Source organism: Patescibacteria group bacterium (assembly GCA_022560785.1).
In the GTDB taxonomy this organism is placed as follows: Bacteria; Patescibacteriota; Minisyncoccia; order Phycocordibacterales; family JADFSL01; genus JADFSL01.
The window spans coordinates 1-6,626 of sequence record JADFSL010000001.1; the positions used below are offsets into that span (position 1 = coordinate 1).

At 39.1% G+C, this 6,626-nt stretch carries 10 protein-coding genes (1 of these 10 running past the window's edge); 4 read left to right on the forward strand and 6 right to left on the reverse strand.

The window, feature by feature from the left end; translation table 11 throughout:
- From IIB50_00005 to lepB, 5 genes are all read right to left on the reverse strand, one after another.
- The coding region (locus IIB50_00005; GenBank protein ID MCH7529501.1) for a hypothetical protein at window positions 1–411 on the reverse strand (411 nt) is incomplete at its 3' end.
- Window positions 412–556: 145 nt separating this feature from the next.
- A complete protein-coding gene (gene ybeY / locus IIB50_00010) occupies window positions 557–970 on the reverse strand; it encodes an rRNA maturation RNase YbeY (GenBank protein MCH7529502.1) in 414 nt (137 codons plus the stop codon).
- A gap of 12 nt (window positions 971–982) precedes the next feature.
- A complete protein-coding gene (locus IIB50_00015) occupies window positions 983–1,237 on the reverse strand; it encodes a hypothetical protein (GenBank protein MCH7529503.1) in 255 nt (84 codons plus the stop codon).
- Between the two features lie 43 nt (window positions 1,238–1,280).
- Entirely contained in the window at window positions 1,281–2,468 is a 1,188-nt protein-coding gene (locus IIB50_00020) for a hypothetical protein (GenBank protein ID MCH7529504.1), read from the reverse strand.
- Window positions 2,469–2,489: 21 nt separating this feature from the next.
- On the reverse strand, window positions 2,490–3,062 hold the full coding sequence (gene lepB, locus IIB50_00025; protein ID MCH7529505.1) for a signal peptidase I: 573 nt from the start codon (window positions 3,060–3,062) through the stop codon (window positions 2,490–2,492).
- A gap of 110 nt (window positions 3,063–3,172) precedes the next feature.
- Between lepB and IIB50_00030 the strand changes: the two genes are divergently transcribed.
- Window positions 3,173–3,784: an aminoacyl-tRNA hydrolase gene (locus tag IIB50_00030; protein ID MCH7529506.1), complete on the forward strand. Its 612-nt coding sequence runs from the start codon at window positions 3,173–3,175 to the stop codon at window positions 3,782–3,784.
- Between the two features lie 31 nt (window positions 3,785–3,815).
- Here IIB50_00030 and IIB50_00035 read toward each other — a convergent pair whose 3' ends face one another.
- The gene (locus IIB50_00035) at window positions 3,816–4,991 is read right to left on the reverse strand and encodes a S1 RNA-binding domain-containing protein (protein ID MCH7529507.1); all 1,176 of its coding nucleotides are present in this window, start codon (window positions 4,989–4,991) and stop codon (window positions 3,816–3,818) included.
- A 291-nt stretch (window positions 4,992–5,282) separates the two neighbouring features.
- On the opposite strand from IIB50_00035, the gene IIB50_00040 reads away from it, so the two are divergent.
- The 3 genes in view from IIB50_00040 to gyrA are tightly spaced (at most 54 nt apart) and all read left to right on the forward strand, a layout consistent with a single transcriptional unit that may run on beyond the window.
- Window positions 5,283–5,915, forward strand: coding sequence for an MBL fold metallo-hydrolase (locus IIB50_00040; protein MCH7529508.1), 633 nt, complete (start codon window positions 5,283–5,285; stop codon window positions 5,913–5,915).
- A 19-nt stretch (window positions 5,916–5,934) separates the two neighbouring features.
- Window positions 5,935–6,210: a hypothetical protein gene (locus IIB50_00045; protein MCH7529509.1), complete on the forward strand. Its 276-nt coding sequence runs from the start codon at window positions 5,935–5,937 to the stop codon at window positions 6,208–6,210.
- Window positions 6,211–6,264: 54 nt separating this feature from the next.
- A protein-coding gene (gene gyrA, locus IIB50_00050) for a DNA gyrase subunit A (protein MCH7529510.1) crosses the window boundary here: on the forward strand, window positions 6,265–6,626 show its start. Its footprint extends 2,191 nt past the window's final position; only the first 362 of its 2,553 coding nucleotides appear in the window; the start codon lies at window positions 6,265–6,267; its stop codon lies beyond the right edge, outside the window.

Sequence of the window (6,626 nt, forward strand, 5' to 3'; positions counted from 1 at the left end):
TCGGGGGTATTCTTTTTTTATTTTTCTATTTATAAATTTTTCACGAACTTTTTCCTCATTTGCGTCGAGTGCATTACTTATGTCAAGATTGGTTATCTCAGAATCAGCACGTGATATAAGTACTTCGCTTTTAGTAAATATTTCTTCAATCCCAACGCCACCAATTGATATATATGCTTTTTTTATTTTAACTCCAGATGCAGTTTCAGCTTGATGTACCGCATTTCCAATACTTCGTCTGATATCACTTCCGTTGATAATATAGCCGTGACGCAGACCTCTGGATTGGGTAATACCACTTCCAATAATTCGTGGAAGTCCTCGATTGTGTTTGTCTCGAAAATGCTCGGCGATTACAACTTTCACCTGATGCGTTCCGACATCTATACCGACTGCCATATTTTTTGCCATTTTGTCCTTTTACCCTCTCATATTTTGCAGAGCAAAATTTAGGAGGGCGAGAATTTTTAGCTATCGTAAATTACAAAAAATGCAACGCCCAAAAACAAAAACCATGACTACATTGTCAAGCGCTCCTTTGTGTAGCGGTTTTTCGTTATATGCTTCGGCGAGTACGATTTAAGGTGATAGCAAATTTTTTACACGCCTTATTTTCCGCTGTATCCATTGTACTACCGTGCTCTAAACCTTTCAAATGAAGTAGCCCGTGAATAAATAAATATCCAATAAAATTGGTAGTATTCATATCAAACAGATGAGCATCTTTTCTTGCTTTGTTTGGGTTGATGAAAATCTCACCTTCATGTTTTTCGAGTGGAAACGAAAGCACATTTGGAACCGAATTTTTTTTACGGTATTTTTTATTTAGTGCTTTTGCACGCATATCTCCTACAAATACAACACTCAGTATATAGCGTTTTCCAAGAATGTTGTTTTTTATATGCTCAAAAGGCAAGCGCGGAAGCTTGCCTTTCGTTGTTTGTGTTATTGCAAAGGTGCTCTCTGCCATAGATGTTTGTGATTACCGTCTGCGACGCTTAAATCGATAAGGTTTATCTGTGATTTTGCCGAGCTTAATAAGCTCCTGATACTTAGCTCTGTTTGCAATTGATTTGAGTGTTTTTTTCTTTCTAAGTAATTTTGAAAGCGTGCGGGCGTGATACCGTATTGATCGTACACGGGGAAGCACACCTGATCCTTGAACGCGTTTGGTGAAACGTCTAATCAAGCTTATAGAATTTTCGCTTCCGTTTTTGTCTACCTGAACATTAATCATGTGTAGTGCACAGTAACACAGAGATTATAGAGTGACAAGGATATTATTTTTTTGCGCCGAGCGTTTTTACGTATTCGGAGAGGGTATCAATTGGAATGGTTTTTTGAGATTGTGAATCCATGTTACGTATGATTACAGTGTTATCGATTACCTCACGCTGACCCAAAATAATTGCGTATGGGATTTTAAGCATAGTTGCGGTTTCAAGTTGGGAAGTTAGTAAGTCGGAATTTATTGATTGCCGAAACGGCACCCGCGCCATTCGCAATGTTTCTATTATTGCTAGACTATGAAATCGTGCTTTAAATCCGAGCTGTACAAGATACACCTTTGGCCGATGTGTGACACTTTTTATTTTAAGTACTGTGTCGCGAACGCCTTTTGGAGTCCACTCAAATAAAATACCAACGGCAGGAACCGGAAGACGAAATAATTGCTGAGCTATCTCGTCACACCGGCCACCATAAGCCAGTACAACTTTGTTTTTACTGTGTGCATCGCTCGCATTGTTTCGTATCTCAAAGAGTGTTTGTGAGTAGCAGTCTTTGTGTCCAATGAGTTTGCTATTAATTTCATACGGTATATCAACTGCTTCAAGATACTCAAGCACTTCACGCAAATGTCTTCTACCACTGTCTGAGAGGAATTCCATTGACCGTGGTATATCTTCGTGAATAGGGTTGTGTTTTCTTTTCAGTAGTTCAAATGCATAAAACGCATTTTGCTTCAGTGCTTCCCGACAGTTAACCGGCATATCGACAGCTCTTTTTTTAAGATACACATTCAATTCTCGCGCAAATGCAGTTGCGGAGTTTTTGTCTCCTATACTATTGATATGAACACTGGTTTCCTTAAAGCCGACATCACCGAGTATTGCGAGTGCCGTTTTTAAAATAAGAGCCTCGGCAATACTCTTTTCAATACCGATAATCGTAAGACAAAACCGAACCATTTTTGAGGTCGCGCTGTTGTGATAGATGAATGCCGGGTCTGAAAGTGGGATAGAGTGGCGCGAAATATACATTTTTACTATTTCTCCAAGTTCACCACTGAACACATCAGTCTTTTTCAAAAGTATGTCGGGGTTTTTTATTTTTGTTTTTAGTTTTCTACCCTTCTGTGAAAATACCTTTTCTTTCGCTACAAATCCGTAATGCGAAGCAACAGCAATAGCTTTTTCAGAGAACTCTCGTGCGCTTATATTTGTTGGTTCTGTTTTTGAATGCGACATTTTATGTTATTGAAATATAAATCAGTAACTATTTACTGCTGTTCCGGGGAACAAATCAATTTCGCTTACTGGGAAAAGGCGAACAAAAGCTCTTCCTATGATAAGTGCCTCTTCGAGCGGTCCCCATATCCTTGAATCTAAACTTGCTCTACGGTTGTCTCCTATTACAAAGTATTCATTTTCACTTAGCGACAATTGCAAAGAATCTCGTTTTACATTTGCTGCAGCTAGATATGGTTCGGTAAGCTCAAAACCGTTTGGATTGTCCTTGTTTATGACAGTGATTGTCGTACCATGAATTTCAATTGTTTCATTTGGCAATCCAATAATTCGTTTTATGAAAAATTTAGTTTGGTCTTTTGGGTATCGAAAAATAATAACTTCACCTCGCTGTGGCTCGCTGAATCTATAAGAGAGTTGATCGATAATTAAGTACTGCCCGCTATTGAAAGTTGGGTCCATTGATGCACCACTTACGATAAATGGTTGTGCAATAAAGAATCGTATTGGCACTACGATAAGAAGAGCAATTAATGAAAATTTAAAAATCTCTTTTAAAAAATTTTCTCGCTGTGGCTCTGGGGTAGGATTCATTTGTGCAGATTGTATTACACATTATCATTTGACACAAGATTGATATGCGTGTTTTGCCGTTCCTGTGTTGTCCAATGCTGTTACAAATCAGTCGTGGTATTATATTAAACATGAATATCACTATAGTCGGACTAGGAAATCCGAGGAGTGAATATGAAGGAACCCGTCACAACACGGGAGCTACACTTGTTGAGCATTTTCACGATACTCATAGTTTTCCTGAATGGAAAACAAATAAAAAAATAAATGCCTTGATATCATCTGGCGAAGTGGGAAAAAAAAAGGTTGATCTTATACTTCTTCAAACATTTATGAATAAATCAGGGAGCGCATTAAAAACTTTTATAACAAACAAAAAGAAAGCTGAACATCTAATTGTGATATATGATGACCTTGATTTGCCTATTGGAACATTTAAAATTGCTTTTTCTCGAGGTTCCGGTGGTCATAAGGGGGTTGAATCAATAGTTCGTGGTATAAAAACAAAAGAGTTCATTCGCGTACGGGTTGGTATAACGCCAACAACACCCAGTGGAAAATTAAAAAAGCCCAAATTAAAAAAACCGCAGGGAGATACAAAAGTAATCGATTTTATTATGGGTAAATTTACAAAAAAAGAGTACGAAATACTTGCAGAAATTTCAGATAAAATAGACAAAGCACTTTTGTGTTTAGTGGAGGAGGGGAGAGAGGTGGCGATGAATATATATAACCAAAAATAAAAAATGAGGTCATGACGACCTCATTTTTTTCTTATAGAATCTTGTTTTTTTGGTCTTTTTCGTTTTCCTTCTTATACGAAAGTGTCATACGGTGCTCTTTTGGTTCAAATAGTGTGATAGTGAATGGGTATGTTTTTCCAAGCTCAAGAGTTTCCTGAAGAGTTTCTGAGCTGTCGAACTCTGAGATATGTACCAAACCGGCAACCCCTTCTTCAATTGACGCAAGTGCCCCATGTTTGTTGTATTTAATTACGACACCGGTGACTTCGTCTCCTTTCTTGTATTTATCGCTCGCACCACTCCACGGGTTTTCCTTTAGCGATTTGATGGAGAGAGAAATTTTACCATCTTTTATTTCTATGATTTTAACCCGTACTTTGTCTTCGACAACAAAGAAGTCTCTCGGATCTTCAACGAGACCCCAGTCAATTTCTGAAATGTGTACGAGCCCCTCTAAATTTTCTTCAAGTTTTACAAATACACCAAAATCAACAATACCAGTTACCTCTCCTTCCACTTCATCTCCGATCTCATATCGGTCGATAATTTGTTCCTTTTCTTTTTTCTTAGGGTCTTTTTCGGAAAAAATGAGTTTGCCTTCTTTCGGGTCAGCGGTGATGATTGAGACAGACAGCTTTTCCCCCACAAGTTTTCGGAGTTCTTCAAGTATCCTGTCTTTGTTGCCATCTTCAACTCTAGGGTAGTGCTCTGTCTTGAGCTGGGAAGCGGGTAGGAATCCTGAAATACCTTGCCAGTCTATGATGAGACCGCCTTTATTTGCCTCCTTTATCGCAAGCTCAAAAATAGTTTTATTCATAATTGCGTCTTCGGCCTCGCTCCAGATAAGTGCTTGACGAGCTTCTTTAAGTGAGAGCTCAATGTACCCGTCTTTGTTTTCCGTATCAATGACTTTCGCAGCAATCTTGTCCCCAATGTTGACCTTCCGAAGAATATCACTTGCGTTCAAAAATTCGCGCCCGTAAATAATACCGGTACCAAACGGATATAAATCAATAAAAACTTTTGATTTTTCTACATCAATTACCGGACCCTCAACAAGATCACCCACAGTCGGTGGTATTTCAGTCTGGCTGAGAAATTGAGCCATCAAGCTGTCCTTTTTGCTCTTTTTCTTCGGTTGTTCGTCTAAATTGTCCAGCGTATTATTCGCCGTGGTGTTTTCTGTATCACTTAATGTTACTTCCATGTTGTTGGGATAGAAGTGTCTTCTGTAATCTATGTCCAGTGAAATGCGTACAGGAGGGATTAGCTTCTAAACTGTGCTTATAAACACTCATATCATGCGAGTGCGTGGCACCTAGTATAGGCAAAAAATTATTTTTGTAAAGCAAAAGATCAGAACACATACACAATATTTGCCAAACAATAAAATCCATTGTCTAATTCCCAAGGTCCGACCTTCGGATTTTTGGGAAAGTAGGAATATAGATAAGATAGAGGCTGGGAGAAGATAAGAGAAGCTGGTATACTGCTCCTTATGATTATCAGCTATCACGAGGGAGAGTGTTTCAAAATTACTTTTGGTGATACAACACTTGTGCTCAATCCAGTGTCGAAAGATTCAAAATTAAAAAAGATTCGTTTCGGTGCGGACATTGCACTCATTAGTCTTAATGATGTTGATTTTAATGGTGTTGATCAAATTGCTCATGGTGGCAAAAGTCCATTTGTTATTGTAGGGCCGGGAGAATATGAAATGCATAAAGTATATATACGAGGCATTCCATCTGTATCAAACTATGGTGGTAAAGAGCGCATCAATACTATATACATGATTTCCTTAGAGGGAATAAACCTCTGTTTTTTGGGAGCACTAGGCACTCGCAAAATTAATGCCGAGACAAAAGAACTATTAGGTAATATTGATGTATTATTTGTTCCAATAGGAGGCGAAGGTGTACTTAGTCCATCAGAAGCTCACGAACTTTCAGTAGAACTAGAACCAAATATCATTATCCCGATGCACTACGCCGGCATAGGTGAAAAAGATGCACTCAGTATATTTCTTAAAGAAGAGAGCGTCACTAATAATGGCACACTCGATAAGCTCACACTCAAAAAGCGTGATTTGGAAGGTAAAGAAGGGGAAGTGGTAGTGCTTTCTTCGTAAAAAGCAATAGTTTGGATGTATGTTTACCTATCTGGAAACATTGAGAAGTAAGCCGAAGGCATACCGCATGCGTGTAGTGCTTATTGGCGCGGCGACTGTTACCGGAATAATATTTTTTGTGTGGCTTCTGGCTACGATTTTTACTTACACGAGTACCGAAGGAAGTGCTTTAAACAGTGAGAGCCCATCCGCATTTTCTGAAATCAGGGCAAACTTCTCTGTTATTTTAGATAGTGGAAAAGCGCAACTGGGCGATATAAAAAATAGCTTCACCCCTCCCGGAGAGGCTCTGTAGAGCCCGTAAAAAGGCTTAAAAAAACGGCTCAGTTGTGGTATAATCGGGTATTCTATGGCGAAAAAAAATGCTGAAAATAAGGGTGTAAGAGGGGTAATTTTGCAGAGCATCAGCTCAGAAATGAGAGAATCGTATCTTGATTACGCAATGTCGGTTATCACCTCGCGAGCACTTCCTGATGTACGGGACGGTCTCAAACCTGTGCATCGTAGGATTCTCTACACCATGCACCAAATGGGGCTCTCTTCAGGTTCAAAATTCAGAAAGTCCGCTGCGGTTGTTGGAGACGTGCTTGGTAAATACCACCCACATGGTGATACAGCAGTCTATGACTCACTAGCAAGAATGGTTCAGCCATTCTCTTTACGTTACCCCTTAATCAATGGCCAGGGTAATTTTGGAAGGACCTGGGAATC

Bases quoted from the DNA above. Each gene is read 5' to 3' on its own strand.
- ybeY (MCH7529502.1), bottom strand. From the start codon at position 970: ATGGCAGAGAGCACCTTTGCAATAACACAAACAACGAAAGGCAAGCTT.
- IIB50_00015 (MCH7529503.1), bottom strand. From the start codon at position 1,237: ATGATTAATGTTCAGGTAGACAAAAACGGAAGCGAAAATTCTATAAGC.
- IIB50_00020 (MCH7529504.1), bottom strand. From the start codon at position 2,468: ATGTCGCATTCAAAAACAGAACCAACAAATATAAGCGCACGAGAGTTC.
- lepB (MCH7529505.1), bottom strand. From the start codon at position 3,062: ATGAATCCTACCCCAGAGCCACAGCGAGAAAATTTTTTAAAAGAGATT.
- IIB50_00030 (MCH7529506.1), top strand. From the start codon at position 3,173: ATGAATATCACTATAGTCGGACTAGGAAATCCGAGGAGTGAATATGAA.
- IIB50_00035 (MCH7529507.1), bottom strand. From the start codon at position 4,991: ATGGAAGTAACATTAAGTGATACAGAAAACACCACGGCGAATAATACG.
- IIB50_00040 (MCH7529508.1), top strand. From the start codon at position 5,283: ATGATTATCAGCTATCACGAGGGAGAGTGTTTCAAAATTACTTTTGGT.
- IIB50_00045 (MCH7529509.1), top strand. From the start codon at position 5,935: ATGTTTACCTATCTGGAAACATTGAGAAGTAAGCCGAAGGCATACCGC.